This is a genomic window from Pseudomonas sp. SWRI81 (assembly GCF_014268545.1).
In the GTDB taxonomy this organism is placed as follows: domain Bacteria; phylum Pseudomonadota; class Gammaproteobacteria; order Pseudomonadales; family Pseudomonadaceae; genus Aquipseudomonas; species Aquipseudomonas hamedanensis.
Genome location: NZ_JABWQS010000026.1, coordinates 1 through 25,946, shown reverse-complemented (window position 1 = coordinate 25,946; position 25,946 = coordinate 1). Strand labels below are relative to the sequence as shown.

The following is a 25,946-nucleotide window of genomic DNA, read 5'->3' as shown; positions in this document are numbered from 1 at the left end:
ATGAACGTAACGATTTTGCATGGCTACAGTGCGTCCAACTCTGGTGACGGCTTGCTCGTCGATCTGGCGATTGCCCTGGTGCAGCGCAATTTTGGTGAGGACACTTCGATCAATGTCGTGGCCTCCGATCCGGACTCCTTCAGCTACTTGCCGCACCCGCGCTTCGACGCGCCAGTGATGGCGGCCAAGGGACTGGGCCGGGTCAAGCAAGCGGTGTTCCTCAATCAGTCCTATGCCGGGCTCGCCGAACTGCTGAAAAAAACCGACCTGATCGTGGGTGTCGGCGGCGGCTACATGCGCTCCAAAAGCGCTTTCGAACACATCAAGTTGAAGCTCGGTCACGCCAAGCAACTGGAGACGGCGATTCTCAGCAAAGTGCCGTCGGTGTATTTGCCGCAAAGCATCGGTCCGTTCCACGGCGAGAGCAGCAAGATCGTTGAGCATTACGCCGGTGCCGACGCGGTGTTTGTGCGCGACAACCGTTCTTCGGCGATCTTCGATGCCTGTGAAAATGTCTACCGCGCGCCGGACCTGGCGGTGCAGTCGCTGGCGAGCAAGATTCTCGCGCAACCGAAATTCACCCGCTGCGCCGCCTCGCCGGCCACGGTCTGCGTGGTGCTGCGCAAGCCGCCGGAGTGGAGCAAGGAAAAGAAGCTCGCCTATGTCGCCAATCTCAAGCTGTTACTGCAGCGCCTGAAGAACAAAAGCAAAGTGGTCTGCGCCGTGCAGAGTGCTGTGCGCGGCAACGATGACGGGGCGTTCTATCGCGAGTTGGGTATTACCGAAGACCTGCTGTCACTGAAGGCGACCATCGCCAAATACCAACCGGATCTGGTGATTTCCGTGCGCTTGCACGGTGCGATCGAATCGCTGCTCTCCGGCGTGCCGGCGTATCACATCAGCTACGAGCGCAAGGGCTTTGGCGCGTATCAGGACATGGGCGTGGAAGACTGGGTGATCAATGGCGGCGACATCGATGTCGACACCATCATCAACACGGTTTACAAGCCCAACGCATTGTCTGATTTCGGCCAGCGCCTGACCGACACCTGCCGCGAAATCGAGGCGAAGACCGTGGCCATGGACGAGATCATCAAGGGTGTCATTCGATGATATTTCGGCTGTTGCTTCGCGGCGGAGCCTTGGGCGCGAAGTTCTTGCTGGTGCTGGCGATCACTCATTACCTCGGTTATGAGGCGCTGGGTTTTTACGGCGTGGTGGTCGCGGCGTCGCTGATCGCTTCGAAGTTTTACAGTGTGGGTTTCAGTTCCGAGATCAATCGGCTGATCAGCGTGGGCGGCAGTTCCCGTCGCGTGGTCGACAAAGTCCTGCTGCTGTACCTGGCGGTGGGGCTGCTGCTGTCGGTGGCGACGGTGCTGGTGTATTCGCTGTTCCAGCAGGTGGAAGCGGCGGCGTTGCTGATCCTTTGCGTGACCCTGGTGTTGCTCACCGAGCACCTGTCGTTCGAGATCAATTCCTTTGTGTTTTCCGCGCAGAAAGCCACTGCGGGCGCCTTGCTGTTCTTCATCAAGACTGGCCTCTGGGCGCTGTTGGCGGTGGGCGGGATGATGCTCGGCTGGGTCGCGGGCATCGCCAGTGTGTTGTGGCTGTGGGTGGTCGCCAACGTGTTGGTGATCGCGGTCGGTTACCTGATTGTGGTGAAGGTACACAAGGGCCGCGAAGCGGTGGCGCTGGACACCGCGACCGTGTGGAAAGCCGGGTTGCCGTTCTATCTCGGCACCGGGCTGATTGCCCTGAGTCAGTACGCCGAGCGCTTTCTGATCATCGATCTGGAACCCTACGCCAGCCTCGGCAAATACGTCTATGCGTGGTCGGCAGCGAACACTTTGCAGGCGTTGTCGTATGCGGTGGTGGCGGTGGTCGGCATTCCGGTGTTGGCCAAGCGTTTCCAGGCTGATCAGCAGGCGTTCACGGTCAAGCAACTCTTTATCAACAAGTGGGTGATGCGCTCGTTGGTCGTCTCGGCTGCGGTGGCGGTGGCGATTTATCTGTTCTTCAACGTGGTGCTCGATTATGTCGCCACCAGCGTCCCGCGTCCGGACAACGCAATCCTCGGCGTGCTGATCTTTTCCTTCGCCTTGCGCGCAATTGGCGACATCGTCTGGGGCGGCTTGATCGCTTCGAAAAACAGCCGGGTGTCGCTGGCCAGCGCGGCCCTCTGCCTGATGATTTCGGTGCCGGTCAGCTACCTGCTGATCAAGCATTACTCGATCTATGGCGCGGCGTGGGGCAATGTCTTTGCGATCGTCGTGCAACTGGCCGTGATTGCCCTGTTGACTCGCGTCACCGGCGCGAAGAAGGCCGCGCTGTCATGGGCCTGAAGCTGCCGTGCATCGAGTTTCGTGGGCGCAGACTCGATTCGTCCATTTCGTTCCTGATCCTGTTCACCGGGCTGTTTCTCTCGGTGGCAATGCCGCTGCTGGTGCCCCGCGATCCGGGCCCGGACGCAATGACCTTGTGGTCGTCCTACGCGCGCGCCGACAACTGCAATTTCTGGAACCCGTTCTCGCCGGATCGTTCGTCCTACGAGTGTTCGGCGTTCCTGCTGCGGCCCACCGGGATCAACCTGACCAATGCCTGGGCCTACGGCATGTTCTGCAACTTTTTCCTCACGGCGATTCCGGTGATTGTCTTTCGGCGCATGCCGCTGACGATCTTCGGCACCCTGTGCCTGTGGGGCGTTGTGCGTTCGTTTTTCCTTGAAAACCTGACCAAGGAGATCATCGTTTCGGTGGCGGTGCTGAGCATTTTGCTCAGCTCGCTGACACGTAAATATCGCGGCGGTTTTTTCCTCTCAGCGGTCATCTATGGCGTGTTGATCCGCCCCTACTGGATTCTGTTTTCGCTGTCGTGGGTCGGCGTCTGCGTGATGAAAAAGTACGTGTCGCGTTTTACCTTCTTCCTGATGCTGTTTCTGTTTTACCTGGCGGTGGCGATGGCGATTCAGGTAGCGCTGGGCTTTCCGGTGTCGTCGATTCGCGCCAGCAACAACGAGCTGCGCACGGCGGGCGAGGAGGGCTCCAAGTCGCTGATCGTCTCGTGGCTCAGCGGTAGCGACTTCGTCTCGCAGGCGCTGGACTCGATGATCATTTTCTTTCGCCTGTCGTTCCCGGTGGAGCTGATTCTGTTGTCCGGGCCGGGGCAGGTGATCTTCGTTGCGCTGATGATCATGACCGCGCTGCTGCTGTTCAAAGTCATCACTTCGACCGATTACAAGGGCGCGCCGATCCAGACCAAACCCAAGGAGCTGATTGCGATTCCGTTGGCGTTTCTGCTGGTGCAGGGCTTGTTCGAGCCAGACTTCGGCTCCTTCGCCCGGCACTTTTCGATGGTGGTGCCGGTGTTGTTCGTTGGTCTGGGATTGATGCTGCGGGCGAACAAACCGGTGCAGGTCGAATCACGAATTCTCACTTAAGGCAGGTGCTCTATGTCGAGCAAGAACAAATCCCTGGAAATCGAAACCCTGCGCGGCCTGGCGTGCCTGCTGCTGGTGCTCTATCACGTCATCGGTCCGCTGGGCGGCGGCTTGAAGATCGACATCGGCTCGCCGTTTCGGGTGATCGCCGATTCGATGGTGTATGTGCGCATGCCGCTGTTCACGTTCATTTCCGGGTACATCTATTCGATCTACAAGATTCGCGGCAATGACTTTTCTGCGTTTTTCAGCGGCAAGGTGCGGCGCTTGATCGTGCCGCTGTTTTGCGTCGGCGTGCCGTTTTCGGTATTGCAAGCGGTGGGGCCGGGGGTGAACAAAGACGTCGGCGTGATCGATGCGCTGTTGTCGTTCTGGGTGCCGATCAACCACTTCTGGTTTTTGCAGGCGGTGTTCATCATTTTCATGTTCGTCGGCCTGCTGGAGTGGCGCGGCCTGCTGCGTTCGGCGACGCGGCTGTATGGGCTGTTTGCATTTGCAGCTGTGTTGTTTTTGCTGCCGCCGTTGCCGCTGGATGCGTTCGGCATCAATGGCGCGATTTACCTGCTGCCATTTTTTGTCGCGGGGATGATCGGCCAGGAAAACGTCGAGCGCTTGAAAAGCACGTTCAAAGTCAGCGGGCCACTGCTGTTTGTGGTGATCTCGCTGACGCTGCTGTACGTGGCGGCGATGGATCGCGAGTTGATTGTCGACCGTCGCAGTGTGGTCGGGCTGATTGTGGGTTGTGTGTCGTGCATCGCCTTGTTGTCCAGTGACATGCGCTCGAAGGTGCTCACCTGGCTGGGCGGTTATTCTTATGCGATTTTTCTATTTCACGTGCTGTTCGCCGCGACGTCGCGGTTTGTGCTCGGGCGCCTGGGCGTGAAGGATGAAAGCCTGTTGGTGCTGGGCGGCTGGAGTTGTGGCTTGCTCGGGCCAGTGGTGTTGGCGATGGCGTTCAGTCGGTTTAATTTCACCTCCGTGTTGTTCCTCGGAGAGCGCGCGGCGAAGCAGAAACCGCCAACAATCGTGACACCTGTTGTGCAGACGCAAAACAGCTGAACACTGTTCCATGCTGTACACAGACCCCCTGTAGGAGTGAGCCTGCTCGCGATAGCGGTGGATCAGTCAATAAATTTTTATCTGACAGACCGCTATCGCGAGCAGGCTCACTCCTACAGTTGATTTGTGTACGACAGACGTCCCGACAGAGGGCATCACAGACAAAGGAAATATCGAATGTTGCCAGTAGACGCCCCTCAACCAGTCGCTGCCTCGGTCATAGAGGTGGGCGATGCCCGCGAGCGGTTTGCGCAGTGGCGCGAGGGTAAGGCCGGCAAGGTCTTGTCGGTCTCGGTGATCGGCGACAGCTACACCGCCGGGCAGGATTTCTACCTGAACAAACTGGTGCAGCGAGTGGCTGGCGAAGTGGGTTTCGCCGGCCCCGGTTACGTCGGCTTCAACCACGGCGCGGCGCTGGGCGGCACGCACTTCAAATACACCCGCAGCAGCGACAAATACTTCGGTGGTGGCTGGAAAGTTTCCGACCTCGGCCAGGCCAGTCCTGACAGTCGCACGGTGACGGGCAAGCCCGGCGCATGGCTGCAGATTGACGCCAGTCCGACCCCCGCGATCGACACCACCGTTACCCAGGCGAAATTGCTCTATCTGGGCAACGGCCAAAGCAACGAAGTCCGTTATCGCTGGACGCCCGCGCAAGATTGGCGGCCGCTGAAGCTCGAAGGTTCGGGCGTTCAGGAAGTCGCGCTGCCCGACGCACCGTCGGCGGCAGACTGGTCGTTCAAAATGGAAGTGGTGCAGGGCGCACCGACGTTGTTCGGCCTGTGGATGAGTAACGATCAGCAGGGTGTACGGGTGTCGAAACTGGCAGCGTCCGGGGCGGCGTCAGCTGACTTCTATCATCAGGACCCAGCGTGGCAAGCGCAGTGGAAATCCGTCGTGTCGAAGATCCCGGCCGACGTCTATCTGATCATGCTTGGCGGCAATGACCAGGGCTTCGGCGTCAAGCCTGCGCAGTACCTACAAAACGTTCAGGGCCTGGTGAGCATGCTGCGCGAGATTCAGCCTGCGGCGAGCATAAACCTGATCATGCGCCAGGACACCACGCGCTCCAGCGCCTATCCAATGTCGGCGTATGCGCAGGTACTCGAACCCTGGGCGCGCGAGCAGCATCTGGGTTACGCCAACCTGCAATGTGCGTTTGGCCCCGACGTTAAACGCTACGCTGCGGCAATGATCGGCCCGGACAAGATTCATCCGCTGCCGGCCACGGGCGGCAAGGTGATTGCCGATTATTTTTATGGCTGGATCATGGGGCACGATCCTGAGTGCGGTGCTGCCCTACGCTGATGTGGGGGCACGGTGATCATTCCCACGCTCTGCGTGGGAATGCCGCCCGGGACGCTCCGCGTCCCATCGAAGCGTGACGCAGAGCGTCACAGGATGCATTCCCACGCGGAGCGTGGGAACGATCATTTCGCAGGGGCGAAGTTATCGATTTGATCGAGCAGTTCGTCGAGCTTCTGCGGCATTAACCGCGTATCGCAACGGGTTTCCACGTTGATGATAATCGCCGGGTCGTTGCAGCACAGGCGCACGCGAAAGCGCCAGTCGCTGAAAATCACTTTCAGACCATCGCGGTCATCCATTTCCAGCGCCTGCTCGCCATACAGTTGCTTCAAGTGAGCGAGCAGGGGATAGGGATCGCGCATCGGCCGGCGGATATCGCCGGACGCGGGAAACACGCCGATGCGCTCGACCAGCAGAATCGTGCCCAGCCAGGATTCATTGGCGCTGGGCAACGGTTGATGGCGGGACAACCAGCTCATCACCCCGAGGTTGTCCACCTCACGTTCAATCTCTGTCGAATGTTGTGCAATGTTCATGGTTGTCCGCCTGTTGTGAGTGAAAGCCGTCTCAGCGGCCCTTGAGGTACACGTTCTCGTAGCAGAAATTGGTCGCTTGCAGATAACCCTCGGCGTCGCCGCAGTCGAAGCGCAGGCCCTTGAATTTGTAGGCCAGCACGCAACCGTTCTGCGCCTGTTTCATCAGCGCGTCGGTGATCTGGATCTCGCCGCCCTTGCCCGGCTGGGTGTCGGCGATCAGGTCGAAAATGTCTGGCGTCAGGATGTAGCGACCGATGATCGCCAGGTTCGACGGGGCGTCTTGCGGCGCCGGTTTTTCCACCATGTTGTTGACCCGGTAAATACCCTCGGAAATCAGCTCGCCGGCGATCACCCCGTACTTGTGGGTCTGGTCCGCCGGGACTTCCTGGATGGCAACGATCGAGCAGCGGAATTTCTTGTACAGCTGGATCATCTGGGTCAGCACGCCATCGCCTTCCAGGTTCAGGCACAGGTCATCGGCCAGCACCACGGCGAAGGGTTCGTCACCGATCAACGGGCGACCGCTGAGAATGGCGTGGCCCAGGCCCTTCATTTCCACTTGGCGGGTATACGAAAAGGTGCAGGTATCGATCAGCTCACGGGTGCCGGCGAGAAATTTCTCTTTTTCGGTGCCGCGGATCTGGTGTTCGAGTTCGTAGCTGATGTCGAAATGGTCTTCCAGCGCACGCTTGCCGCGACCGGTGACGATGGCCATGTGTTGCAGGCCGGCGTCCCGCGCTTCCTCAACGGCGTACTCGATCAATGGCTTGTTGACGATCGGCAGCATCTCTTTCGGCATGGCTTTGGTGGCCGGCAGAAAACGCGTGCCATAACCGGCAGCGGGGAACAAACATTTACGAATCATAAAAACATCCTGGACAGTCATGGAACACAGGCGACGGTTGCAAGCCGAAAGAACCGGCTGCAAGTTATCAATGATGATTGAAGGGCTACTTTAATACAGTAGCCAGGTTGTTAATGGCAATGCGCAGTCGCGGTTAAATACTGCAATGTTATGCGATGTCGGTCAGAGCATTATTAGTTATTTTTAGTCGGCATCTGCTAATAGTGGTAAGTGCGCAGGGAATGCTAATAAGTATCCGCCAACAGAGTTTGACCCGGAAAAATATTTATTACCAGTGGTTGAACTAATTTTGTTAAAGGTTGTTGTCGCCTTGTTTATGTGGACTGCCACACACATTCACTGCATGAGGCTTGACACGCTACCGGGTACTTATCAATGACGGACCGCGCTATGAAAATTCTGGTCACCGGGGGCGCCGGCTATATCGGCTCGCACACCACACTTGCACTGCTCGAAGCAGGTTATGAAGTTGTTGTTCTGGATAATCTTTGCAACAGCAGCGATGCGGCATTGCACGCCATCGAAGCCATCTGCGGCAAGAGCGCATGGATGATCCGCGGCGATGTCTGCGACCGTGCGCTGCTTGACCGGATTTTTCGCGAGCACCGGATTGACGCGGTGCTGCATTTCGCCGGGCTCAAGGCGGTCGGCGAGAGCGTGCGCAAGCCGCTCGACTACTACGAAACCAACGTCGGCGGCAGCATCACGCTGTGCCAGGCGATGGCGGCGGCGGGGGTGTTTCGCCTGGTCTTCAGTTCATCGGCGACGGTGTACGGTGAGCCTGCGCAAATGCCGATCCGCGAGGATTTTCCCACGGGTAATCCGACCAATCCCTACGGTCAGTCCAAGCTGATCGTCGAGAACGTGCTGCGCGACCTGAGCCTGGCCGAGCCGCGCTGGAGCATTGCGCTGCTGCGCTACTTCAACCCGATCGGCGCCCACGCCAGCGGGCACATGGGTGAAGACCCCAACGGCATTCCCAATAACCTCGTGCCGTATATCAGCCAGGTTGCGGTCGGGAGCCTGCGCGAACTGTCGATCTTCGGCAACGACTACCCGACGGTCGATGGCACCGGCGTGCGCGATTACATCCACGTCGTCGATTTGGCCGACGGGCATTTGAAAGCCCTGCAATCGATCAGCGAGCGCAGCGGTATCTACACCTGGAATCTCGGCACGGGCGATGGCTATAGCGTGTTGCAAGTGCTGCATGCCTTCGAACAGGCCTGCGGCCGGCCGGTGCCGTATCGCATGATGCCGCGCCGTGCCGGTGACATTGCCGAGAGCTTTGCCGACGCCTCGAAAGCGGCGAAAGAACTTGGCTGGAAAGCCACGCGCAGTTTGCAGGACATGGTCACTGATACCTGGCGCTGGCAGTCGAACCATCCCAACGGTTACGCGCAATGATGGCCAATTAGCTCAATGTTATTTTCAGTCAGGTTGTTAGATAACGTCGGGAAATTACACTGGCAATGCCTTTTACAAGTCCGTAGATATAAACCTGCCGTTCGACTTTTATCAGTTGCGTAAGACTGTGAAAGAACAACGGATCTTGTTCGCGCTTGTGGCGGACTTGAACGCTACCAACTCTAACTCAGGCCGGTTTTTTAACAGGTCGAATGTTAGAAAGGAGTTGTTATGAAAAAAGTGATGGCAGTTGCCCTGTTGACGATGTTGAGCAACTGGGCTGCCGCCGCTGAAGCGCCGCTGACAGCGGTAACCAATGTAGGTGGCAGTGTGGCGGCTTCTCAAGCGCCCGCTGCCAGTACTGCAATGGTTGCCAGTGCTGTAGCGGCGTCCAACAGCGGTGGCAGTGCCAATGGCGGTACCACCGGTACGACGGGTACCACCGGTACAACCGGCACGCATAACTAACAGGAACATTTGTTAGTGCAGTACAGGGTCGCCCGACGCAAGTCGGGTGACTTTGTTTTTGGATTCGCCCTTGAATAGCGTAGTGCCATTATGACTCGTAGTGTTTATCTTTTAATGTTGGCAAGTCTCGCTTTGCAAGGTTGCATGTTTTCCCCCGGTCAATACCTGAGCACCGGCAGCATCACCCGCCAGGGCGCCAGTGAAAGCAGCCGGGTCGAGCTGATTCCGATCACGCCCAAGCTGATTTCCATGAACCGCGCCACGCAAAAGCGTGAGACGTTGCCGCCGGAATTGCTGGCGACCCCGGCCGAATACCGCATCGGCAACAACGATGTGTTGTACATCACGGTCTGGGACCACCCCGAGCTGACCGCCCCGTCCGGCGCGCAGCAACAGATCGATGCCAACGGCCGCCTGGTGCGCTCCGATGGGACGCTCTACTACCCGTTCATCAAGGAAGTCCAGGCCGCTGGCCGGACCATCCAGCAACTGCGTTCGGACATCGAGCAACGGCTGTCGGCGTTCATCGCCGAGCCGCAGGTGGATGTCGCGGTGTTGCGTTTTGCCAGCCAGAAAGTCGTGGTCACCGGTGCGGTCACCAAGGCCGGACCGCAGGCGATCTCGACCAACCCGCTGAGCGTGGTCGAGGCGCTTGGTTCCGCCGGAATCGACACCAACAATGCCGACTTGTCCGGGTTGTTGCTGACGCGTAACGGCCGTGTCTATCCGCTGAATCTGGACTCGCTCAACCAGCAGGATTCCGAGTTGCAGAACGTCTTCCTCAAAGGCGGCGATCAGCTGTATCTGCCGTACAACGACAACAAACGCATCTACGTCATGGGCGAGGTCAACCAGCCACGTGCCCTGAGTTTCAAGACGGCGACGATGAACCTTTCCGATGTGCTCGGTTCGGTCGGCGGTTTGAGCCAGACCACCTCCAACGGCAACGCCGTGTACGTCATTCGCGGGGTGGAAAACCTTGATGTCGAACCGGCGAAGATCTACCAGCTCGAAGCCGAATCGCCGACCGCCATGGCACTCGCCTCGCACTTCCAGGTTCGCCCGCAAGACGTTGTGTATGTCGGCCCGGCCAACGTGACGCGCTGGAACCGCTTCATCAGCCAGTTGGTGCCGTCGGCGTCGATTGTCGGTACCGGGGCTTCCGCTGCGAAGAACTGGAGCGAATACAGTAACAACAGCAAATAAGGCCGCCCGACTGTGAAGACTTTGAAAGCGGGCGTCTGCCTGATGGCGGCCTTATTGCTGTGCGGCTGTAATCCGTTGATGAGCGCGTCCTTGAACAACCTCAAGGCAGCGGCCGTCGGTCCGGACGAAGTAGAGGTGAGCCCCGCCGAAGTGGCCGGGGTCAACTATCCGCAATTGAAACTGACCACGCCGTCCGGCTCCGGGGTACTGGCGCTGGTACGCGAACGTGAGGACCTGCAGTTCTGGGTCGCGTCCGGCAAACAGGTGTTGCTACTGCGTAACGGCCTCGCCGTACGCAGTATCGGCCTGGGCCTGGAAGGTGATCTGGACGGCACGCGGCTGGCCGATGACGCGCCGTTCAAACAAGGTCTGCACCACGTCGCCGATGGTTTTGCCACACGGCGCTGGATCGACCTGTACAAGGGCCAGGAAGTCGGCGTCATCGTCAACAGCCGCTTCTCCCGCCGCGCCAGCGAAACCCTGGAGATCCTCGACAAGGCCTATACCGTGCTGCGTATCGACGAGCAGATTGACGCCCCGGCCATCGGCCTGCGCGCGACCAATCGTTACTGGGTCGATCCGCGTGACGGTTTCATCGTGCAGAGCGAGCAGCAATTGACCTCGCAACTGCGCGTGAAAATCGTACAGCTGACGCCTGATCGCAGGCACCTGCCGTGAAGCGCCTCGGTTATTTATCGTTGTGCCTGATGCTGCTGAGCGGCACGGGTCACGCAGCCGTCACCGTTTCCGGCGATGTCGCCAACCCCGGGGCGATCGAGTTGCCACCCGGCGGGCGCTTGCTCGATGTGATCAGCGAGGCTGTGCCCAATGCCGAAGGGTATTGGCTGGCAGGCGTGTTGCTGCGCAAGTCGCTGGTCGAACAGCAGACGCGGCTCAAGGTCGGCGTGTTGTTTGATCTCGATGTGTTGCAGCGCATGGCCACGCTGTTCGACCGGCCGAGCAGGGCGGCGCTGGCGCAGCGGATGGCCGAGCAAGTGCGGCAAATGCCGGTCACCGGGCGGCAGATCGCCGACCTTGACCCGGTGGCGCTGGAAGTCGGTTTCGCCCGCAACATTCGTCTCGACGACGGCGATCGCCTGATCTACCCCAAACGCGTTGACGAAGTTCAAGTGCTGGGCGCGGTCGCCGAGCCGTGCCACTTGCCCTACCAGCCGTTGCTGGAGGCCCGTGAATACCTGCAAGGCTGCACGATTCTGGCCGACGCCGAAGCCGACTACCTGTGGTTGATTCAGCCCAACGGTGTTTCACGGCGCGTAGGCATTGCCCACTGGAATCGCGAGAGTGGGCAGTTTCCGGTGGCCGGCAGCAAGATTCTTGTACCGCTTAAAAATGATGATCTAGATCCGCCTCTTCCTGAACTGAATCAGCAGTTGGCCGAATTCATTGCCACGCAGCTGGCCGAGGTGGTTCGTTGAAGTTACGTTTTGCAGCTGTGTTGTTATTGCCTTGCGGTCTGGCTCATGCCGAGCCGCGCATTACCCAGAATGACTTCGGCGGCGCCGGTCTGCTGCAGACGCCGACCGCACGCATGGCCCCGGCCGGCGAGTTGAGCGTCAATGCCAACCGCACCGACCCCTACAGTCGCTACAGCGTGTCGTTGCAGCCGCTGGACTGGCTCGAAGGCTCGTTTCGCTACACCGCGATCACCAACCGGCCCTACGGCTCGGAGGCCCTGAGCGGCAGCCAAAGCTATAAGGACAAGGCGGTCGATGCGAAAGTCCGGCTGTGGGAAGAAAGCCACTGGGCACCGGAAGTGGCGCTGGGCTTCCGAGATATCGGTGGTACCGGTTTGTTCTCCAGTGAATTTTTTGTCGCCAACAAGCGCTACGACAATTTCGATTTCAGCGCGGGCATCGCCTGGGGCTACATCGGCAACCGTGGCGACTTCGATAACCCGTTGGGCTTTGCCAGCGAGCGCTTCAAGACCCGCCCGGAAACCGAAGGCACCGGTGACGTCAATGCCGGTTCGTATTTTCGTGGCCGGCCGTCGTTCTTCGGCGGCGTGAGTTACCAGACGCCCTGGGATCGCCTGAGCCTGAAACTTGAATTCGACGGCAACGATTACAAAAACGAACCGAAGGACAACGAGATCAAGCAGGACTCGCCGATCAACCTCGGCGCGGTGTTCAAGGTGACCGATTCGATCGATCTCAGTGCGGCGTGGGAACGTGGCAACACCGCGATGTTCGGTGTGACTTTCCACACCAACTTCGTCAGCCGCAAGGCGCCCGCCAAAACCTACGACCCCACGCCGGAACCGCTGCCGGCAAAAGCGCCGACCAAGACAATGGAGCAGGTCGACTGGGCTGACGTGTCCAAACGCTTGCAGCAGAATGCCGGTTACAAGGTCGAGCGCATCAGCCAGCGTGATTCCGAGCTGATCGTCTATGGCGAGCAGCAGCGTTATTTCCATTCGTCCAAGGCCGTCGGGCGGGCGAGCCGGATTCTTGATAACAGCGTCAACGACGACATCGACTGGTTCACTGTGGTCAACAAGCGCTACGACCTGCCGCTGGAAGAAACCAGCGTGCCGCGCCAGACCTTTCGCGAGGTGATCAACAACGAAGAGCCGCTGCTGTCGCTGCACCGCACCACCGAGATCAACCCGGCGATGCCGCACAACGAAAAAACCCTCTACACCGAAGCGCCGCAGCATTTCAGTTATGGCGTGGGCTTGGGCTTCAAACAGAACGTCGGCGGCCCTGACGGCTTGCTCTATCAATTCAGTGCCGATGCCGATGCCGAGTATCGCTTCAATCGCAACACCTGGTGGAGTGGCTTGCTCAGCGCGAACCTGGCGAACAACTTCGGCAAATTCAGCTATGACGCGCCGAGCGGTTTGCCCCGTGTGCGCACGGATTTGCGTCAGTACCTGACCACCTCCAATACCACCATGCCGTTATTTCAGGTCAGCCACGCCGAGCAGTTGGATAAAGACCTGTACGGCATGGTCTACGGCGGTTACCTGGAGTCGATGTTTGCCGGTGTCGGCGGTGAAGTGTTGTTCCGTCCGACCGGCGAACGCTGGTCGCTGGGGGCGGACATCAACTGGGTGCGTCAGCGCGATTTCGATCAGGGCTTCGCCTTGCGCGACTACTCGGTGGTGACCGGGCACATCACTGGCTACACCGACCTGCCGTTCGACACGCTGGCCGCGGTCAGTGTCGGTCGTTACCTGGCTGGCGACTGGGGCACGACCGTGGACATTTCGCGGGAGTTCTTCAACGGCGTGCGTGTGGGGGCATGGGCGACGATCACCACGGCCAGCAGCGCCGAATATGGCGAAGGTAGCTTCGACAAAGGTCTCTACCTGTCGATCCCGTTCGACGAGATGATGAGCATGTCGACCATGCGCCGCGCCAACCTGGTCTGGGCCCCGCTGACCCGTGACGGCGGCGCGAGGCTCAATCGCAGCTATCAACTGCACTCGATGACCGATAGCCGGGAAGGGGACATGTTCTATCGCAACTTCGAGAAAATCACTGAGTAAGCGCTGGCCTCCCAAGCCCGACACAAAACCATTGCAGGAGTGAGCTTGCTCGCGATAGCGTCCGGTCAGTTGACATCTTGATGCCTGACACACCGCTTTCGCTGGCAAGCCAGCTCCCACAGGGTCTGCGTCACGCCGCAACTCTGGATCCAGCCCCAAAACCTGTGGGAGTGGGCTTGCTCCCGAAGGCGCCGGCACATCCAACATCTCCATTGCCTGACCCACCGCTTTCGTGAGCAAGCTCACTCCCACATTGGCTATCTGTCTCAGCGAAAATTACTGCTCAACCCCAAAACCCTGTGGGAGCGGGCTTGCTCGCGAAGGCATTGGCACATTCAACATCGCCATTGCCTGGCCCACCGCTTTCGTGAGCAAGCTCACTCCCACATCGCCTGACCTACCGCTTCCGTGAGCAGGGTTCGTACCTGTACTCGGGACCGGTTTACCCAAATCCCGCCCACAAAAAAGGGGACTTTCGTCCCCTTGCGACCCGAAGCACTGTGCCTCAGTAAATATCCTTCGACAGCAATGTAAATGGCGTCTTCACCAGAATCTTCAGATCCAGCCACAACGACCAGCTGTTGATGTACTGCAGGTCAATCTCGACGCGCTTCTGCATTTTGTCCAGGGTGTCAGTCTCACCACGGCAACCGCTGATTTGCGCAAGCCCGGTGATGCCCGGTTTAATCCGGTGGCGCGCCATGTACGCGAGGATTTTCCCCGAGTAATAGTTGTTGTGTGCAACCGCATGAGGGCGCGGGCCGACCAAAGCCATGTGCCCTTGCAGCACGTTGAACAGTTGCGGCAACTCGTCCAGCGACGTGCGGCGGATGAAGCGGCCGACAGCGGTGATACGCGAGTCATTACGGCTGGCTTGTTTCACTTCGCGGTCATCGTGAACACGCATCGAGCGAAACTTCCAGACCTTGATCACCTTGCCGTTCCAGCCATGCCGATCCTGCTTGAAGAACACCGGGCCGGGCGAGTTGATCTTCACCGCCAGGGCGATCAGCAGCAGTATCGGACTCAGCGCGATGATCGCCAGGAACGCCACGGTCTTTTCCACGAGGCTTTTGCTCAACGCCGCGGTCGGACGGCTGGTCAGCGGACTCTCATTGAGATAGATCGCCGGCAGGCCATCCACTACTTTCACCGAGTGATTCAGCAGGGTCAGACTATTCAAGTCCGGAACCCACACCACATCGACGTTGGCGCCTAGCAGATCGACGTACATCGCTTCGATTTTCGCCGCTTCGCACAGCGGCAGGGTGATGTACAAGCGACGGATGTCATGCGCTTCGATCAGTTCCAGCAACTCGTCCTGCGCACCTACGACACGCGGTGCATCCGATGCGAGAAGCGGTGTGTCACCGTTGCTGACCAAACCGATCAGCGGCAGGTTTTCCAATTGGCTGAGTTTTCTCGCCAAGCCCAGTGCCAGTTCGCCGGTACCGACGATCAGGGTCCTGTGCTCGCTTTTCCGCGAACGCTGGTAGTACTTGGAAAACGCATGCAGCGGAGCGTACAGAAACGCCTGACCGAGGAAGCCGTAGACCGCCCAGCTCAGGATCACCTGGCGGGAAAACAACTCATCGGCCTGGCAAACAAAGGCGATGCACGCGAGTGCCGCCATGGTCATCGACCATCCCATGAACAGCCGACCCAGCCCGGTCAGGTAATTGTCACGTTTGCGATAAACGCCGCTAAACGTGTAAGCCGGCACCGATGCCAGAACGGCCAGCGTTGCGCACATACGGTAGTAGAACGCGACCGTCCCGGTGTGCTGCTCGGCGAGTATGAACAACAGCGTTACCACAAAGCCCTGTGCCAGCGCCCATTGGCCCCAAAAGGTCAGTCCCTTGAGGCCCGTGCTTCGATTGATACTGAGAGAAAGATCCATACGATATCCCCAAAAGACGTCCATTCAGGTTTCAACAGTTGAAAACCGACTTGTTATGCAGACTTATTGTTTTTGTTCTAGCGAGTGTCCTGAGGTAACAACGTCGATATGTCGAACTGTCGTCAGTCAATAGACTAAGTTATTGACGGGAAGGGTGTCTGACGAGTTCTAACAAGATGGCACAGTGCCAACTTTTTAATAATTAAATGGCTGAGCTGTTAGAAAAGGTCGTGCAACGGGGGGTGAATAAAGACGGTTGTATTTGTTACTGTTGGAGGGGTGGAGGCAGGTCGCTGGATAGTCAGGGGAGGTGAAGCCAACAGAGTGCTCTTCTTGTTGTTGTAGTCGCACTTTATATCTGTTTGCTTTATTCGGAGTGTCGAAGGTGATTACGCGACGATATCCTGGATGAGGCAATATCCGCGGTTTCTCACAGCACGAAACAGCCGCTCGCCGTTACTGGCGCTTTTAAACTTGTCCTGCAATCGACTCAAGCACATCTCAAGCCCGCGGTATTGCTCTGGTTCGCGGCCGATACTCAGAATCAGGTCGTCGCGACTGACAACTCGATCTTCGTGAGTCAGCATCTTTCTGACCAGAGCTGTCTCTAGACCAGTCAGGCTGATCTCGACACTGTCTTTGACCAATGCACCTTGAGCATTGTCCAGATGCCAGGTTTCGCTGCCGGATACATCGCTTTCAATGGCGGTTGGCATTGCGTTGTTATGTCCAGTCAATGCCGGGATGTTGTGAAAGGGATTGCCTGTTTGCGCGGCCCGCCATTCGGATTCAAGCGTGGCCAGTATGCGCTGGGTGTCATGTTCGATGCTGCGTGCAACATTTTTTCGACTGAGGCTTGGGTAACTGAACTCCATGACCGTTGGGGCGGAAGAGGGCGAAGCAACACCTTCAACAAACATTTGTGCCTGCGATGTGCCAAACGAGTTGAAACGTTCACTGGACAAGATGCTCTCCAGTTCACGCTGCGACGTTGAGCTGTGCGCCACGACAACAAAATATTTTCTTGGGAGGGTTGTACTCGTTTCCATGTCTCTCTCCTAAATACATACCAAAATTGGCTAAAAGATAAATCGGCAGGCGAGCAATGACTTCCTCGGAAGTAATCGATAGGCAGGGTTGGGCCGAATGATGGCCCTCGATAAATTCCACTCGAACTGCTGCTATGTTATGGAGTTTTATTGTTATGGGTCGTGTTGTCGCGCTCATTCAAAAGCATGATTTCTGACAGGCGTGGAGCAGAACTGGAGCTATAGAGTTGCATCAGACGATCCTTCGTTCGTATGCAAAAGGGATTGGCTGCCCGTGAGTCAGGCAGTCGATATCAGGCCCCGCATCAGGCGATAGCCGTAGCCGCGGATGCTCTGAATCGCGTTTGTACCATACATCTCCTTGATTTTTCCACGCAAGCGACTGATTGATTTTTCCAGCGCTCGAGGATCGTAGAAATTGGTGTTGAGGCCCATGATGCCGGCTATTTCATCGTGGCTCAGTATGTGATTACCCGTCTGCGCAAAGGCTTCGAGGATCTTCATTTCGGCAAACGAGATGTCGAGTTTCTTGCTGGTGCTCATCAGGCAGATACGCGTCGGGTCGAGCGTCAAGTTGATGTCACGTTGCCATTCTTCGCTGTTGAAGAACTCTGCCAGCAAGTCGGCACTGTCGTCTGAAAGGGTATTGAGCTTGATACAGGCATCCGCGCCGGCCAGATAATATTTGACCTTGTTGAAGGCGCCACGGCCCGTTATGACGGCGCAGATCAACGGTTTTAAGTTGTCGCTACGCAGGCTTTCGACCAGGGCAAGATTGTGTTCAAGGGCCTGCGGGCTATCGATGACAAGGAAGATGGCGCGATACGAACCCAGGTATTCACTCTGGTTGAAGTTGCCTGTGTATTCGCTGGCTTCAAGCGGTATATCGATTCGCACGTGCGGGGCGACCAGCGCTCTAAAATGTTCAGCCACGCCACGGGTACGACCCAAAGTGAGAACACCAGGTTCGTCATTTGTCGGGCGCGGGCTTCTAGTCGCTAAGTTCCCTGAGAGCATCATGCTTTGACTCGAATTAGTGCTGACATCGGGATGTTAAAGCACCGGTTCTCATCTGTGACTGACAATTGGTAACATTTACGCGGAAATTAGACGTGGCTCGCGAGTTTTCTAACAATAATTAAGCTTTTCAAGCTTTTAGTTGATTTCCGCGAAGCTGTGAACTACTGCTTAGATGATGGCGATATGCAATGGTGCCACTATTCTGAGTCTATTGCGATGGCTTTGTCTATGTCCTTTTGCCATTGAATGGCCATCTGGGAAGAATGTGAGCCAAGTCACACTTTATATCTTTGCTGAAATATTTTTACTACATAGATATAAATTTTTTCTGAGTAGTTCGTCGGCAGACGATTATTAACATGGCTTGAGTGTGGCATTTCATAAGACCTATCCTTCCGGGCCAAAAGAACTACTTGCATGACTTTAGATACTCAACCCCTGAGTGTTATTGCCCGGTCGCTCGCCCTGAGCGCTCTGACGGAGGATTAATGGATTTCTGGACCCTTTTCCAGGTGTTGATATTAGGTGCGGTAGAAGGCCTGACCGAGTTCTTGCCCATCTCAAGCACCGGTCACCAGATTATTGTCGCTGACTTGCTTGAGTTCGGCGGCGAACGCGCGATGGCGTTCAACATCATTATTCAGTTGGGGGCCATTCTTGCGGTTGTCTGGGAATTTCGTCCGAAGATCTTCGAGATCGTCAAAGGCTTGCCGACCGAGCGCAGCGCACAACAGTTCACGATTAACTTGCTGATCGCCTTTTTTCCGGCAGTTATCCTGGGCGTGTTGTTCGCTGACACGATCCACGAATACCTGTTCAACCCGATCACCGTTGCCGTGGCATTGGTCGTGGGCGGCATCGTCATGCTGTGGGCCGAGCAGCGCAGCCATGTCGTAAGCGTCGAGCACGTCGACGACATGCGTTGGTCCGACGCGCTGAAGATCGGTTTCGTACAATGCCTGGCGATGATTCCCGGCACATCGCGCTCCGGCTCAACCATCATTGGCGGCCTGCTTTTCGGTCTGTCGCGCAAAGCCGCTACCGAGTTCTCGTTCTTCCTCGCCATGCCAACCATGGTCGGCGCCGCCGTGTACTCCGGCTACAAATACCGCGACCTGTTCCAGCCCAACGACCTGCCGGTTTTCGCTCTGGGCTTCGTCACCGCGTTTATCTTCGCAATGATTGCCGTGCGCGGCCTGCTCAAGTTCATTGCCAACCACAGCTACGCCGCGTTCGCGTGGTATCGCATCGGGTTTGGCTTGCTGATATTGGCAACGTGGCTGTTTGGCTGGGTGAACTGGACCGCGGCTGCGGCGGCTTGAGGTGCAAGCCAGGCGGCCCAAGCCGCCTGACTGAATGACAGGAGGGCATCAACGCCCTTCGAGCAACGCCGCCGCCTGATCCAGCAGCGCCAGCGGATCCTTGGCCTTGTGGATATCCACCGACAACAACTGGCGGAATTTACGCGCCCCCGGGAACCCGGTGCCCAGGCCCAGCACATGCCGGGTGATGTGATGCATCGCACCACCCGCCAGCAAATGCTCGGCTATATAAGGACGTAGCTGCGCCAACGCCTCGGCGCGGCTGATCACCGGCGCCGGACTGCCGAACAACTGCTGATCGACCTCCGCCAGCAAATACGGATTGTGATAAGCCTCACGCCCCAACATTACACCGTCGAACGTCTGCAAATGCTCATGGCAGGCTTCCAGCGTCTTGATCCCACCATTCAACACAATCTCCAGTTGCGGAAAATCAGCCTTCAATTGCGCCGCCACGTCATAGCGCAATGGCGGAATGTCGCGGTTCTCCTTCGGCGACAAGCCCTCCAGAATCGCAATCCGCGCATGCACGGTAAAACTCGTACACCCGGCATCCCGCACCGTACCGACGAAATCGCACAGCTCGGCATAACTGTCGCGCCCGTTGATCCCGATCCGATGCTTCACCGTCACCGGAATCGAAACCGCATCGCGCATCGCCTTCACACAATCGGCCACCAACTGGGGATGTCCCATCAGACACGCGCCGATCATGTTGTTCTGCACGCGATCGCTTGGGCAGCCGACGTTCAGGTTGACCTCGTCGTAGCCGTGCTCCTGCGCCATGCGGGCGCAGGCAGCGAGATCCAGCGGGACGCTACCGCCCAACTGCAAAGCGAGCGGGTGCTCGGCGTCGTTGTGGCGAAGGAAGCGTTCGTGATCGCCGTTAAGGAGCGCGCCGGTGGTGACCATTTCGGTGTAGAGCAGAGCATTTTTCGACAACAGGCGCAGGAAGTACCGGCAATGGCGGTCCGTCCAATCCATCATCGGCGCCACACTGAAGCGGCGAGACGGCTCGGAACGGATAGGGCTACTGTTTACGGGCGCTTCAGCTTTTTCGAAATTCATTGGTACTGATCTTTTATACAGCGGTTTTTACCCATTTTTCCTTGTTTTCTGAGGTCGGTTGCTACAATGTAGCAAGCGAATTCAGCAATGTAGCAACTGGAAATGGGCACGATCACATCACGCAAGCGCAAGGACAATTCGACTGCCTACACGGCGCAGATACGGATCAATCGAGACGGGCGCACAGTTTATCAGGAAAGCCAAACCTTCGACCGCAAGCAGGTTGCCCAGGCCTGGATCAAACGGCGGGAGACGGAGCTGGCCGAGCCTGGTGCGATTGAGCGCGCTAACCGTAAGGGTGTGACGATCAGGAAGATGATCGAGCAGTACCTGGACGAGTACGAAAAGATCCGGCCGTTGGGTAAGACAAAGAACGCCACACTCAATGCGATCAAAGATACCTGGTTGGGCGACCTTGATGACTCGGCACTGACCAGCCAGAAGCTGGTGGAGTTTGCGCAGTGGCGTATGGGTAAGGAAGGCGGCGGCGTCCAGGCGCAGACGGTTGGCAATGATCTCTCGCACCTAGGCGCAGTGCTATCCGTGGCGAGACCAGCATGGGGCTACGAAGTGGATCCGCTGGCCATGCCTGACGCACGCAAGGTCTTGCGCAAACTAGGTATGGTGAGCAAGAGCAAAGAGCGTAACCGCCGGCCGACGCTCGAGGAGTTGGACAAGCTCATGGCGCATTTCTTCGAAATGCAGGAGCGCCGCAAGGCTCAGATCGACATGCCGAAGGTGATCGCTTTCGCGCTCTTTTCGACACGTCGGCAGGAAGAAATTACAAGGATTCGCTGGGATGATCTCGACGATTCGCGACAGGCTGTACTGGTGCGCGATATGAAGAATCCCGGTCAGAAGATCGGCAATGACGTGTGGTGTCATCTACCGGATGAGGCTTGGGCAATTCTGCAGAGCATGCCCAAGGTCGAACGAGAGATCTTTCCCTACAACGCAAAGTCGGTCTCCGCCTCTTTCACCAGGGCGTGCCCTATGCTCGGCATTGAGGATCTGCATTTCCATGATTTGCGGCATGAAGGGGTGAGCCGGCTGTTTGAAATGGACTGGGATATTCCGAGGGTGTCAAGCGTGTCTGGCCATCGAGATTGGAACTCACTTCGTCGCTACACGCATATGAGAGGTCGCGGGGACATATATAAAAGCTGGGCATATCTTGAGCGAGTCCTGTCGGGCAAGAGGAAGGCAAGAGTTCCCATCTCCTCCCTCACGGTCGATAGTCATGATCAAGTATAAAAAGATTGACATGTTTTCGTTTTGAGGTGATATCGTAATGATGTCATTGAGCTGCGCATCTCGTCTCAAAGTTTGCTGGCGCTGGAGGAAATCTTGCTAAACTGCGAGGTTGGCGGCGCTGTTTATGAGTAACGCCCGTTTTTAGGGGCTTGAGATGGGTCTGAAAGGTAAGCATGAGATGTTGAGTACCAAGGACGCTGCGAAAATTTTCAGCAGCAAAGGTATAAATGATGTTGCTCATGGCGACTTTGATTTTGTATTAAAGGTTGCAAACGCATTTGGTGATGCTTTGGGGGACGTTTTCAGTGTTGAAGACGTATTTCAAGAGTGCTATCGGCGGCTAAAAAGTAGCTATAAGTTTGAGTACTACATAAAGAATATAATCGCCGAGAAAATTTTACTTGGGCGGTACTCCATGAATACGGCAACTCTCTTAAATGAGTTTCGTGTTGGAGAAAGTAAGGCTGATAGTGTGATTCTAAATGGCATTAGCACCTGTTATGAGATTAAGTCTGAGTACGACAGCCTTAATCGGCTAGAGCTTCAGTTATCTTCTTACTTGAAAATATTTGACAAGGTTAACGTTGTCACTACAGAAGCCCACCTTGGCAAGGTTGAGAAGATCGCTCCTGAATCTGTAGGGATATTGCGTTTAGGTAAAAATGATGTATTGACTCCGATTAGACCTGCATTACTTTCTTCAGAGCCCATGGATGTAGATATTCTCATGGCCTCATTGCGGCGTAATGAGTATCTTTCGTTGGTCTATGAGTTGTGTGGGCAGATTCCCGCCTCAACAAATACAGGGATTTATGATGAATGCCGCACGCTCTTGCGTACCGTGGATTCCTCTAAGTTGAGACCGGCATTTTGCCGCATCGTCAAAAAGTCGCGCAAAATCGACAAGGGTTATGTCGAATGTTTGCCAAAAAGTTTATTGGTTGCGGGTATCGAGTATCGCGTTCCGGTCGCCAATAAGGCTCAGTTGCTGCAGAACTTGAAAATACATTTCAGTAAGGAAGCTCTATGTACTACCCCATACTCAAGGCGAAGCGTCACGAACTGAACACTTTATTCGATCTCGCTCCGATTTTGCCTGCAGCGAAATACAGGCCCGTAATTGAGCCAGTGAATGCGAAGTATAAACCACTTATCGCAACCATTGAGCAATTGCACAGTAACTCTGTATCACCTCTTGTAGTGATCAATCCATCGCAGGGGCATTTTGCAAAGAATACCTCTGCTGGCCTTTTTGGTCAGCTGCAGGCGGATCCTAAGTCTGCAAACAAATTTGTTCCCTGTATTAAAGTAAAGGATGCTGCGGATAGTGCAGCACTAAGTTTGCTCGCGTCCTATCCTAATGCCGCCATATACCTAGAGAACGATATCAGTGTCGGCTCTTTAAGTATTTTGAATAGTGCATCTTGTGTGTTGCTTAATCAGCAAAAGGTTGATGACAGTATCGTTGATCAACTGAATAACGTAGTAGTGTATTCGGACAGTTTTGCGAAGAAGAAGCGCAACGCCGACTATACGTCGAAATCCTTTTACTCTGGATTGCATGTTTCTTATAAGAAAAAAAGCAATGTATCTGGATTTGGCGATTTTACTATAATGGGTGAAGAGTATTTAGATTCAGGCGGCCCGGCGTATGTCGTGGCTATACACGTGTCATATATTGATAATGCTGCTCCGAATTCAATGCACGTACATCATTACTGTTCGACGGTTGATGATAAGCTTCCTACGAACGCCGGCAGTAAGTACAAAGAAGCGTTGGTAAAAATGTTTACATTCATCGCTGCCAATCCAACGGTGTATGACAATACATTAGGATTGGGCGAGTTTCGTGCGTCTCATTCTGTGATGCATTTTCCGGGACTGGGGTTGGTCAAGGAAATGTCTATGAAGCATCACATCGAAAGCCTTTGTAATTATATTTAAAAATGTAGGAGGCGTTTATATAACGCCTCCTTGTTATCTAACTGCGGTTCATTAGTTTGTTCTGTTCCGTAGTGGCCAGTTCACGCTGTCGATCGATATAAATTGCCAAGTCGTTTAAGTGGATTCCGAGCGCTGCCTTCTGGGATTTAGTGCCCAGGCGCATTAGCGGGATATCAATATCGCCACTCAGTCTCTTGAGCTTAAACTTCTCCACGGTAAGATGCAGGTAGTCTCGACAGACTACCTCAATCGGGATTACAGCCTGTCCGCTGTATTGAGCCATCAGAAGAAAAAGTGTGTTCATGGTTTTGTCTGCTTTGTCCGTTTTCAGTTTGACTGTAGGCAGGTGTATCAGCAGCGTCGAGTATCTAGTGCATCCAACGCTTCTTGAATTGTGTTTCCATATGCTTTATCACAAGGTTCGTCACTATCCCAATAACGCCAAATGTGACAACCTCCCTCGTACTCCCACGTCAGACATATGCGCTCAGTCTGGATTTTATGAATGAGATCGATTGTTCCTTTACCTTGTGTTGAAGGTTCTTCTTTTATGCTCTTATAGCAGCCATCAATTTTCCCAGTACGATAGCCCGACCAATAAATCAGGCCTGAGAGCAAGAAGAGCGCAATCAACGCGCCTATCTGTATTGCTGTCATATTTTTTACTCCTCATATATCCCGCAGCGGTAAAGTTGGTTGCCCCCCCCTGTTGAGGGGGGGGCTTAAGTTCAGTCAAGCCGCTACCTTCGTTGCTTGGGCGTCGAGATACTCGGCCAGGTTATGCAAGTACACCACCGGCTTTGCACGTGTAGAACAGTGCAGGCGCGTTACTACCAAGGCTATGCGCCCGGCCTTAATCTCAGCTAGCAAGTAACGGTCGGTACGGATGTGTGCGAAGTACTGCTCGCGTACTGCCGACAACGTTGGGCACGGGGTGGTGAACTGTTTACGTAGTTGATCAAGGGTATGGCTCACGCTGCGTTCTCCCCGAACCCCTCCGAAGGGGGCAGCAACTTGAGACGAATTAACTCGGCGAGGCCTTCCTTACTTTTGCCCATTGCAGCCGCGCAGATGTTGCCCTTGGCATCAGCCACCACCGCGCCGAATGGGAACTCAGGCGAGTTGGTCGGCGTAACGTAGGCGACTTGCCCTTCAAGGATCACGTTGTTAACGCAGCGAAATACTTCGGCCAGCTCGGTGCTTAGTACAGGCATGCTTTCCAGCAATTGAATGGCTTCCGTCGAAGCGCCAATGAGCGTTGAGCGACTGACTACCCCCGGGCAGTTCAAGTAGATCGGGATTAGTTTCAGGGCGCCGAGGGCTTGCGTGTAGGCATTGAGGTTGTTTGTTTTCATGCAGCGGCGTCCTTTTTGGTGATGATGATTCCCAGTTTCTTGGCCAGCCATTCAATCCCTTCTTCCTTCACCATCACCACGGAGTAATGACGGCACTTGTTGAGGGATGGAATCAGGGTGCTGCGCGGATCCGAATACAGATAGCCGCGATCACGGTGCTGGCTGGCTAGATCGCCACTGCTGTTGAGAATGCCCAGCTCGCGCACCCTGGCGCGGAAGGCGCGGGGCTTGAGTCCGAGCAATGCGGCTGTTTCGTCCAGGGTGCGGTTCGTCATTGTGCGATCCTCAGACGACTGCTGCGCGTGTGTGTAGCGTGTCCACAATCTCGTTGAGATTGATTTGAAGGGCTTCAATGGTCCCGTCATTCGGTAGGAACCAGTCGCCCTCGGTACCCCAGATGCCGCCTTCGCTACGATGCGGCGCCACGGCATCTGCTGCGGTGCGCTGGATATGGATCACAATTCCGCCGCGCTGGCGGATGAATGACGCTTCATTCTCGAATCGCAGGTCGCTGACTACGAAGCCGCGAGCGGTGTCGTAGGTACGGGCCATTAGGTCGAGATTTTGCGAAGCCAGTAGCAGCCATAACTCGGGGTGCACTTTGTCACGGCCCCACTCGGTGCCGAGTGTCTGCATCAGGTAGCGTGGAGAGCGACCCAGCCACGGTAGAACTCGTTCCTTTTGCTCTCCTTCGAAATCGCACGGACTCAAGTTGAGGATATTCATCAAGCCGTCACGGAGCGGGTCGGCGAATGCGTAGGACTGGAACCCATGATGGTTGACCAGATGCTGCGCGGCTGTGTCTTTGCCAGAACGAGCAACGCCAGCGAGGCCTATTAATAGAGGCTTCATGCTGCATCACCCCCGAATGGTTCGGGTTTGTGAGCGACGACATTTGCTTTCGAAGGTGCCAAGCGAGTGCCCGGCGGCGTGACAATTACCAGTAGGCCGGTGTGCTTTTGAATCGCTTCAACGGCTGCTGGGCTAGTGCAAGCTGCTGGGTGTATGTACACCGGGCAGCGAGTGTTGCTGTGCTGTGTGGTTCGCATGATCGTACTCTTTGGTGAGAGATTTACGATGCAAACGATACAAATACGTATTGATTGAGTCAATACGTATTTGAATTGATTTTTGCTTGTACCAAAAAAAACCCGCATCGCTCAGACTGTGTGAAAACGCAATCTGCCCCGGTTAAATACAAATGCCCCGACTTGTCGGGGCATTTGTATTTCTGAAAA

27 protein-coding genes are annotated in these 25,946 nt (G+C 56.0%); 15 read left to right on the top strand and 12 right to left on the bottom strand.

Annotation, left to right across the window (positions count from 1 at the left end):
* From HU765_RS16980 to HU765_RS16960, 5 genes are all read left to right on the top strand, one after another.
* Positions 1–1,113 (top strand): polysaccharide pyruvyl transferase family protein, encoded by a 1,113-nt coding sequence (locus HU765_RS16980; RefSeq protein WP_186621839.1) that lies wholly within the window; start codon positions 1–3, stop codon positions 1,111–1,113.
* Positions 1,110–2,342 carry a phosphoribosylaminoimidazole carboxylase gene (locus HU765_RS16975; RefSeq protein WP_186550438.1) on the top strand — a complete coding sequence of 411 codons (1,233 nt, stop codon included), beginning with the start codon at positions 1,110–1,112 and terminating at the stop codon, positions 2,340–2,342. The genes HU765_RS16980 and HU765_RS16975 overlap by 4 nt, the downstream gene beginning before the upstream one ends.
* A complete protein-coding gene (locus HU765_RS16970; RefSeq protein WP_186621838.1) occupies positions 2,333–3,436 on the top strand; it encodes a hypothetical protein in 1,104 nt (367 codons plus the stop codon). The genes HU765_RS16975 and HU765_RS16970 overlap by 10 nt, the downstream gene beginning before the upstream one ends.
* A 12-nt stretch (positions 3,437–3,448) precedes the next feature.
* Positions 3,449–4,495, top strand: a complete 1,047-nt coding sequence (locus HU765_RS16965) for an acyltransferase (protein WP_186621837.1) — start codon at positions 3,449–3,451, stop codon at positions 4,493–4,495.
* Positions 4,496–4,672: 177 nt separating this feature from the next.
* Complete coding sequence (locus tag HU765_RS16960) at positions 4,673–5,803, top strand: GDSL-type esterase/lipase family protein (protein WP_186621836.1); 1,131 nt, start codon at positions 4,673–4,675, stop codon at positions 5,801–5,803.
* 122 nt (positions 5,804–5,925) lie between these two features.
* Here HU765_RS16960 and HU765_RS16955 read toward each other — a convergent pair whose 3' ends face one another.
* On the bottom strand, positions 5,926–6,339 hold the full coding sequence (locus HU765_RS16955; RefSeq protein WP_186550447.1) for a mannose-1-phosphate guanylyltransferase: 414 nt from the start codon (positions 6,337–6,339) through the stop codon (positions 5,926–5,928).
* 31 nt (positions 6,340–6,370) lie between these two features.
* Positions 6,371–7,204: a UTP--glucose-1-phosphate uridylyltransferase GalU gene (gene galU, locus HU765_RS16950; RefSeq protein WP_186621835.1), complete on the bottom strand. Its 834-nt coding sequence runs from the start codon at positions 7,202–7,204 to the stop codon at positions 6,371–6,373.
* A 390-nt stretch (positions 7,205–7,594) separates the two neighbouring features.
* Here galU and galE point away from each other — a divergent pair, with 390 nt between their 5' ends.
* The 6 genes from galE (at position 7,595) to HU765_RS16920 (ending at position 13,796) form a co-directional block, all read left to right on the top strand.
* Positions 7,595–8,611: a UDP-glucose 4-epimerase GalE gene (gene galE / locus HU765_RS16945; RefSeq protein ID WP_186621832.1), complete on the top strand. Its 1,017-nt coding sequence runs from the start codon at positions 7,595–7,597 to the stop codon at positions 8,609–8,611.
* A 231-nt stretch (positions 8,612–8,842) separates the two neighbouring features.
* A complete protein-coding gene (locus HU765_RS16940) occupies positions 8,843–9,079 on the top strand; it encodes a hypothetical protein (protein ID WP_016775457.1) in 237 nt (78 codons plus the stop codon).
* Between the two features lie 144 nt (positions 9,080–9,223).
* Positions 9,224–10,285, top strand: coding sequence for a polysaccharide biosynthesis/export family protein (locus tag HU765_RS16935; RefSeq protein WP_225922786.1), 1,062 nt, complete (start codon positions 9,224–9,226; stop codon positions 10,283–10,285).
* Between the two features lie 12 nt (positions 10,286–10,297).
* Positions 10,298–10,963, top strand: a complete 666-nt coding sequence (locus tag HU765_RS16930) for a YjbF family lipoprotein (protein WP_186621830.1) — start codon at positions 10,298–10,300, stop codon at positions 10,961–10,963.
* Positions 10,964–10,992: 29 nt separating this feature from the next.
* Entirely contained in the window at positions 10,993–11,721 is a 729-nt protein-coding gene (locus HU765_RS16925) for a capsule biosynthesis GfcC family protein (RefSeq protein ID WP_186621888.1), read from the top strand.
* Positions 11,718–13,796: a YjbH domain-containing protein gene (locus HU765_RS16920; protein WP_186621828.1), complete on the top strand. Its 2,079-nt coding sequence runs from the start codon at positions 11,718–11,720 to the stop codon at positions 13,794–13,796. The genes HU765_RS16925 and HU765_RS16920 overlap by 4 nt, the downstream gene beginning before the upstream one ends.
* Before the next feature lie 505 nt (positions 13,797–14,301).
* Here HU765_RS16920 and HU765_RS16915 read toward each other — a convergent pair.
* The 3 genes from HU765_RS16915 to HU765_RS16905 all read right to left on the bottom strand — a co-directional run bounded on the left by HU765_RS16915 (position 14,302) and on the right by HU765_RS16905 (position 17,765).
* On the bottom strand, positions 14,302–15,696 hold the full coding sequence (locus HU765_RS16915) for an undecaprenyl-phosphate glucose phosphotransferase (RefSeq protein WP_186550458.1): 1,395 nt from the start codon (positions 15,694–15,696) through the stop codon (positions 14,302–14,304).
* Between the two features lie 389 nt (positions 15,697–16,085).
* Positions 16,086–16,745, bottom strand: coding sequence for a helix-turn-helix domain-containing protein (locus tag HU765_RS16910; RefSeq protein ID WP_186550460.1), 660 nt, complete (start codon positions 16,743–16,745; stop codon positions 16,086–16,088).
* A 279-nt stretch (positions 16,746–17,024) separates the two neighbouring features.
* Entirely contained in the window at positions 17,025–17,765 is a 741-nt protein-coding gene (locus HU765_RS16905; protein ID WP_186621826.1) for a winged helix-turn-helix domain-containing protein, read from the bottom strand.
* 488 nt (positions 17,766–18,253) lie between these two features.
* Between HU765_RS16905 and HU765_RS16900 the strand changes: the two genes are divergently transcribed.
* Positions 18,254–19,087: an undecaprenyl-diphosphate phosphatase gene (locus HU765_RS16900; protein ID WP_186621825.1), complete on the top strand. Its 834-nt coding sequence runs from the start codon at positions 18,254–18,256 to the stop codon at positions 19,085–19,087.
* Positions 19,088–19,135: 48 nt separating this feature from the next.
* Here HU765_RS16900 and dusA read toward each other — a convergent pair whose 3' ends face one another.
* Positions 19,136–20,155 carry a tRNA dihydrouridine(20/20a) synthase DusA gene (dusA, locus tag HU765_RS16895; RefSeq protein WP_186621824.1) on the bottom strand — a complete coding sequence of 340 codons (1,020 nt, stop codon included), beginning with the start codon at positions 20,153–20,155 and terminating at the stop codon, positions 19,136–19,138.
* A 102-nt stretch (positions 20,156–20,257) separates the two neighbouring features.
* On the opposite strand from dusA, the gene HU765_RS16890 reads away from it, so the two are divergent.
* The 3 genes from HU765_RS16890 to HU765_RS16880 all read left to right on the top strand — a co-directional run bounded on the left by HU765_RS16890 (position 20,258) and on the right by HU765_RS16880 (position 23,353).
* A complete protein-coding gene (locus HU765_RS16890; protein WP_238344717.1) occupies positions 20,258–21,409 on the top strand; it encodes a site-specific integrase in 1,152 nt (383 codons plus the stop codon).
* A gap of 154 nt (positions 21,410–21,563) precedes the next feature.
* The gene (locus tag HU765_RS16885; protein ID WP_186621823.1) at positions 21,564–22,475 is read left to right on the top strand and encodes a sce7726 family protein; all 912 of its coding nucleotides are present in this window, start codon (positions 21,564–21,566) and stop codon (positions 22,473–22,475) included.
* On the top strand, positions 22,436–23,353 hold the full coding sequence (locus tag HU765_RS16880) for a sce7725 family protein (protein ID WP_186621822.1): 918 nt from the start codon (positions 22,436–22,438) through the stop codon (positions 23,351–23,353). Before HU765_RS16885 ends, HU765_RS16880 begins: the two co-directional genes overlap by 40 nt.
* Positions 23,354–23,390: 37 nt before the next feature.
* Here HU765_RS16880 and HU765_RS16875 read toward each other — a convergent pair whose 3' ends face one another.
* The 6 genes from HU765_RS16875 to HU765_RS16850 all read right to left on the bottom strand — a co-directional run bounded on the left by HU765_RS16875 (position 23,391) and on the right by HU765_RS16850 (position 25,560).
* A complete protein-coding gene (locus HU765_RS16875; RefSeq protein ID WP_186621821.1) occupies positions 23,391–23,657 on the bottom strand; it encodes a pyocin activator PrtN family protein in 267 nt (88 codons plus the stop codon).
* Positions 23,658–23,704: 47 nt separating this feature from the next.
* Positions 23,705–24,010, bottom strand: a complete 306-nt coding sequence (locus HU765_RS16870; protein WP_186621820.1) for a hypothetical protein — start codon at positions 24,008–24,010, stop codon at positions 23,705–23,707.
* A 75-nt stretch (positions 24,011–24,085) separates the two neighbouring features.
* Positions 24,086–24,328, bottom strand: coding sequence for a pyocin activator PrtN family protein (locus tag HU765_RS16865; protein WP_105705135.1), 243 nt, complete (start codon positions 24,326–24,328; stop codon positions 24,086–24,088).
* A complete protein-coding gene (locus HU765_RS16860; protein WP_186621819.1) occupies positions 24,325–24,708 on the bottom strand; it encodes a hypothetical protein in 384 nt (127 codons plus the stop codon). The genes HU765_RS16865 and HU765_RS16860 overlap by 4 nt, the downstream gene beginning before the upstream one ends.
* Positions 24,705–24,983: a hypothetical protein gene (locus HU765_RS16855; protein WP_186621817.1), complete on the bottom strand. Its 279-nt coding sequence runs from the start codon at positions 24,981–24,983 to the stop codon at positions 24,705–24,707. Before HU765_RS16855 ends, HU765_RS16860 begins: the two co-directional genes overlap by 4 nt.
* A gap of 10 nt (positions 24,984–24,993) precedes the next feature.
* Positions 24,994–25,560, bottom strand: a complete 567-nt coding sequence (locus tag HU765_RS16850; protein WP_186621815.1) for a deoxynucleotide monophosphate kinase — start codon at positions 25,558–25,560, stop codon at positions 24,994–24,996.
* Positions 25,561–25,946 lie beyond the last annotated feature (386 nt).

Excerpts from the sequence above, each read along its gene's own strand:
- galU (WP_186621835.1), bottom strand. The coding sequence starts at position 7,204 with ATGATTCGTAAATGTTTGTTCCCCGCTGCCGGTTATGGCACGCGTTTT.
- HU765_RS16860 (WP_186621819.1), bottom strand. The coding sequence starts at position 24,708 with ATGAAAACAAACAACCTCAATGCCTACACGCAAGCCCTCGGCGCCCTG.
- HU765_RS16960 (WP_186621836.1), top strand. The coding sequence starts at position 4,673 with ATGTTGCCAGTAGACGCCCCTCAACCAGTCGCTGCCTCGGTCATAGAG.
- HU765_RS16975 (WP_186550438.1), top strand. The coding sequence starts at position 1,110 with ATGATATTTCGGCTGTTGCTTCGCGGCGGAGCCTTGGGCGCGAAGTTC.
- HU765_RS16885 (WP_186621823.1), top strand. The coding sequence starts at position 21,564 with ATGGGTCTGAAAGGTAAGCATGAGATGTTGAGTACCAAGGACGCTGCG.
- HU765_RS16915 (WP_186550458.1), bottom strand. The coding sequence starts at position 15,696 with ATGGATCTTTCTCTCAGTATCAATCGAAGCACGGGCCTCAAGGGACTG.
- HU765_RS16955 (WP_186550447.1), bottom strand. The coding sequence starts at position 6,339 with ATGAACATTGCACAACATTCGACAGAGATTGAACGTGAGGTGGACAAC.
- HU765_RS16875 (WP_186621821.1), bottom strand. The coding sequence starts at position 23,657 with ATGAACACACTTTTTCTTCTGATGGCTCAATACAGCGGACAGGCTGTA.
- HU765_RS16905 (WP_186621826.1), bottom strand. The coding sequence starts at position 17,765 with ATGATGCTCTCAGGGAACTTAGCGACTAGAAGCCCGCGCCCGACAAAT.
- HU765_RS16870 (WP_186621820.1), bottom strand. The coding sequence starts at position 24,010 with ATGACAGCAATACAGATAGGCGCGTTGATTGCGCTCTTCTTGCTCTCA.
- HU765_RS16850 (WP_186621815.1), bottom strand. The coding sequence starts at position 25,560 with ATGAAGCCTCTATTAATAGGCCTCGCTGGCGTTGCTCGTTCTGGCAAA.
- HU765_RS16940 (WP_016775457.1), top strand. The coding sequence starts at position 8,843 with ATGAAAAAAGTGATGGCAGTTGCCCTGTTGACGATGTTGAGCAACTGG.
- HU765_RS16935 (WP_225922786.1), top strand. The coding sequence starts at position 9,224 with ATGTTTTCCCCCGGTCAATACCTGAGCACCGGCAGCATCACCCGCCAG.
- HU765_RS16910 (WP_186550460.1), bottom strand. The coding sequence starts at position 16,745 with ATGGAAACGAGTACAACCCTCCCAAGAAAATATTTTGTTGTCGTGGCG.
- HU765_RS16900 (WP_186621825.1), top strand. The coding sequence starts at position 18,254 with ATGGATTTCTGGACCCTTTTCCAGGTGTTGATATTAGGTGCGGTAGAA.
- HU765_RS16970 (WP_186621838.1), top strand. The coding sequence starts at position 2,333 with ATGGGCCTGAAGCTGCCGTGCATCGAGTTTCGTGGGCGCAGACTCGAT.
- galE (WP_186621832.1), top strand. The coding sequence starts at position 7,595 with ATGAAAATTCTGGTCACCGGGGGCGCCGGCTATATCGGCTCGCACACC.
- HU765_RS16855 (WP_186621817.1), bottom strand. The coding sequence starts at position 24,983 with ATGACGAACCGCACCCTGGACGAAACAGCCGCATTGCTCGGACTCAAG.
- HU765_RS16965 (WP_186621837.1), top strand. The coding sequence starts at position 3,449 with ATGTCGAGCAAGAACAAATCCCTGGAAATCGAAACCCTGCGCGGCCTG.
- HU765_RS16925 (WP_186621888.1), top strand. The coding sequence starts at position 10,993 with ATGCTGCTGAGCGGCACGGGTCACGCAGCCGTCACCGTTTCCGGCGAT.
- HU765_RS16890 (WP_238344717.1), top strand. The coding sequence starts at position 20,258 with ATGGGCACGATCACATCACGCAAGCGCAAGGACAATTCGACTGCCTAC.
- HU765_RS16880 (WP_186621822.1), top strand. The coding sequence starts at position 22,436 with ATGTACTACCCCATACTCAAGGCGAAGCGTCACGAACTGAACACTTTA.
- dusA (WP_186621824.1), bottom strand. The coding sequence starts at position 20,155 with ATGAATTTCGAAAAAGCTGAAGCGCCCGTAAACAGTAGCCCTATCCGT.
- HU765_RS16980 (WP_186621839.1), top strand. The coding sequence starts at position 1 with ATGAACGTAACGATTTTGCATGGCTACAGTGCGTCCAACTCTGGTGAC.